Annotated in this window: 3 protein-coding genes and 1 pseudogene; 2 read left to right on the top strand and 2 right to left on the bottom strand. The window is 73.0% G+C overall.

Annotated elements, in window-relative coordinates; all coding sequences use genetic code 11:
- Positions 1-716: 4-(cytidine 5'-diphospho)-2-C-methyl-D-erythritol kinase (locus G3I65_RS39805; RefSeq protein WP_160700665.1), on the bottom strand; the 716-nt coding region annotated here is incomplete at its 3' end.
- Between the two features lie 9 nt (positions 717-725).
- The gene (locus G3I65_RS39800) at positions 726-1259 is read right to left on the bottom strand and encodes a TetR/AcrR family transcriptional regulator (protein WP_160700664.1); all 534 of its coding nucleotides are present in this window, start codon (positions 1257-1259) and stop codon (positions 726-728) included.
- 104 nt (positions 1260-1363) lie between these two features.
- Between G3I65_RS39800 and G3I65_RS39795 the strand changes: the two genes are divergently transcribed.
- Together G3I65_RS39795 and G3I65_RS39790 are read left to right on the top strand one after the other, a co-directional pair.
- Positions 1364-2758: an MFS transporter gene (locus G3I65_RS39795; protein ID WP_160700663.1), complete on the top strand. Its 1395-nt coding sequence runs from the start codon at positions 1364-1366 to the stop codon at positions 2756-2758.
- 99 nt (positions 2759-2857) lie between these two features.
- Positions 2858-3318 (top strand): annotated as a pseudogene (locus tag G3I65_RS39790) (primosome assembly protein PriA); the annotation flags it as partial.

The raw sequence follows: 3318 nt of genomic DNA, 5'->3' as shown, positions 1-3318 counted from the left end.
CGCAGCGAAACCGCCGCCGCCTGGAGGTCGTTGCCCAGCAGGAGCGCCAGCTGGCGCGGGTCGCCCGAGGCCAGCGCCTCGACGACCGGGGTGTGCGACCCGATCCGCGGCGGGTTGCCCGCCGCGCGCAGCCGGTCCAGCTCCTTGAACACCTTCGGCGTCGACAGCCCTTCGGAGTCGAACGCCAGCACCCAGTGGAACGTGTGCCGCGACAGCACCGGGACGAGGTGCTCGCCGCGGCCGGTGCCCAGCGCGGTGCCGCCGTAGAGCGCGAACGGGACGTCGCTGCCCAGCTCCGCCGCGATGCCGGCCAGCTCGTCGCGCGTGACGTCGAGGTTCCAGAGCGACGCGAGCCCGACCAGGGTCGCCGCCGCGTCGGCGCTGCCGCCCGCCATGCCGCCGGCGACCGGGATGCCCTTGCGCAGCACCACCCGGACCTTCGGCTCGCCGGTGCGCCCGACGTGCGCGGACAGCGCTTCGACCGCCCGCCAGGCCAGGTTTTCCGGCCCGGTCGGGACGGCGCCCTCACCCTCGCCGTAGACCTCGATGCCGGGCTCGTCGGTGACCGCGACGGTCACTTCGTCGGTCAGCGACAGCGCCTGGAACACGGTCACCAGCTCGTGGTAACCGTCTTCGCGCAGGTCGTCGACCGAAAGGTGCAGGTTGACCTTGGCCGGGACCCGGACGGTGACTGGGGGCGGAACTACGGCGAGCACCCGACCAGCCTACGTGTCCGCGTTCCGACCAGGAGAAAGGATGTCGAGCCCGACGGCGAGCGCGACGTCCGGCGGGGTTTCCGGGCCGCCTTCGGTGCTGGTGAGCTGCACGGCGACCAGCGCGAGCCGCGCGCGCAGGCTCGCTTCGGGGGTGTCGGACCCGCCGCACAGCAGGTCGTGGAGGCGGAGCATCCGGTCGGCGAGGCCGGCGCCCGCGGCGATGGCCTTCAACGCCGTCGCGTTGCGCTGCACCAGGCCGATGACCGGGCCGAACCGGCGCTCGACCAGCCCGGCGTACTCGGTGAGCAGCGCCTCGGGCCGGGTTTCGCGCTCGAGGAGGTCGTCGAGCGCCGCGCCCCAGTCCTCGAGGAGGCTGGTGACGATGTCCTCCTTCGTGCGGAAGTGGTAGTACAGCGCGGCTTTCGTCACTTCCAGGCGCTCGGCGATCTCCCGCAGCGAGCTGCCCTCGTACCCCTGCTCGGCGAACAGTTCGAGCGCGACGCGCTGGATGCGTTCGCGCGTGTCGGTGCGCCGCCCGGCCATGCCCCGCTCCTCAACTTACTTGACGGCCGACTAGTAATCACTTAGCTTGGCATTGCTTGTCGGCCGACAAGCAATGCATCCACAGCTTACCCCGGGGGTTCACCATGACCACGATCGCGCCACCGCGCGTCGCGGGCCGCTGGCTCGCGCTCGCCGCACTGGGCCTGGCCCAGCTGATGGTCGTGCTCGACACGACCGTCGTGAACATCGCCCTGCCCTCGGCCCAGCGCGCGCTGGGCCTGTCCGACACCGGCCGCCAGTGGACGATTTCGGCGTACACGCTGGCGTTCGGCGGTCTCCTGCTGCTCGGCGGCAGGCTGGCCGACCGGCTCGGCCGCCGCACCACCCTGCTCGCCGGCATCGCCGGGTTCGCGGTGGCCTCCGCGGTGGGCGGCGCGGCCCCGTCGGGCGGCTGGCTGATCGGGGCACGGGCGGCGCAGGGCGTGTTCGCCGCGCTGCTGGCGCCGTCGACGATGTCGCTGCTGACGCTCACCTTCACCGACCCGCGCGAACGCGGGAAGGCGTTCGGGATCTTCAGCGCCATCATGATGTCCGGCTCCGCGCTGGGCCTCACCGTCGGCGGCGCGCTGACGCAGTTCCTCGACTGGCGCTGGAGCCTCTACGTCAACGTGCCGATCGCCGTGCTCGCCGGGCTGGGCGCCTGGTTCGCCGTGCCGCCGACGGCCGCGCACCGCGAAACCCGGCTGGACTGGACCAGTGCGGCGCTCAGCTGCGGTGGCGTCGTGCTGCTCGTGCACGCACTGTCCGAAGTGGCCACTCAGGGATTTTCGGTGCCGGTAATCGGTTTCCTCGCGCTTTCGGTGGCACTGCTCGGCTGGTTCGTGGCCCGGCAGGCCCGGCACCCGCACCCGCTGCTGCCGCTCGCGGTGGTGCGCGACCGCGCCCGCGCCGTCGCCTACCTGACGGTCGGGGCGGCGTCGTTCGGCGCGTTCGGGATGTTCCTGTTCCTGACCTACCAGCTGCAGGTCGTGATGGGCTACGGCGCGCTCGCCGCGGCGCTGGCCTTCCTGCCGACGCTGGGGGCGAACATGCTGACGTCGACGCAGCTTTCGGGACGGCTGCTCCCGCGCGTCGGCCCGCGGCCGCTGCTGGCGGGCGGGTTGTTCGTGCTGGCCTGCGGGCTCGTGGCGGCCACGCGGTTGACGCCGGACGCGTCCTACGCCGCGGTCGTCCTGCCGATGCAGCTGCTGCTCGGCGTCGGGGCCGGGCTGTGCATGCCGGTGGTGCTGAACGTCGCGACCCGCGACGTCGGCGCGCGGGACGCGGGCGCGGCCTCGGCGTTCGTGACGACGTCGCAGCAGGTGGGCGCCTCGCTCGGCACCGCGGCCCTGAACACGATCGCCACGGCGGCCTCGGCGGGCCTCACCACGCCGTCGGCGATCGTCCACGGCTACACGACGGCGTCAGCCTGGGCGGCGGCGATCGTCGGCGCGGCCGCCCTCACCGCGTTCCTGGCCCTCCCGCGCGGCACCCGGTAAAAGCCGTGAAGGCCTCCTTACCGGCTTTTATGCCCGGTAAGGAGGCCTTCACGGCGTTCGGCGTTGGGGGTGTCGGAGGGGTCTGGTAGAGATCTCGGCGTGAGCAGTTCCGAGCCCGCCGCCCTCTGGGAGCTCCCGGAGAAGCCGCCTTCGCCCAAGGCGGCGCCCTCGCGCGCCCGGAAACCGCCGAAGCCCGGCGCGAAGGCCAAGGGCGCGCAGTCGCCCGCGCCGGAGCGACCGGTCGCGCGGATCGTCGTCGACATCCCCCTGGCCCACCTGGACCGCACGTTCGACTACCTCGTGCCCGAGAAACTGCACGAGACCGCCGTGCCGGGTTGCCGCGTCCGTGTCCGGTTCGCCGGCCAGCTCGTCGACGGCTACGTCATCGAGCGCGGCGAATCCAGCGAGTACGACCGGAAGCTGGCGTTCCTGGACCGCGTGACGTCGGCCGAGCCGGTGCTGCCGCCGTCGTTGCACGCGCTGTGCCGGGCGGTGGCCGACCGCTACGGCGGCACGCTGTCGGACGTCCTGCGCCTGGCGATCCCGCCGCGCCACGCCAA

The sequence above is a fragment of the Amycolatopsis sp. SID8362 genome (assembly GCF_010550475.1).
In the GTDB taxonomy this organism is placed as follows: domain Bacteria; phylum Actinomycetota; class Actinomycetes; order Mycobacteriales; family Pseudonocardiaceae; genus Amycolatopsis; species Amycolatopsis eburnea.
This window is presented reverse-complemented; position numbering and strand designations above follow the sequence as displayed.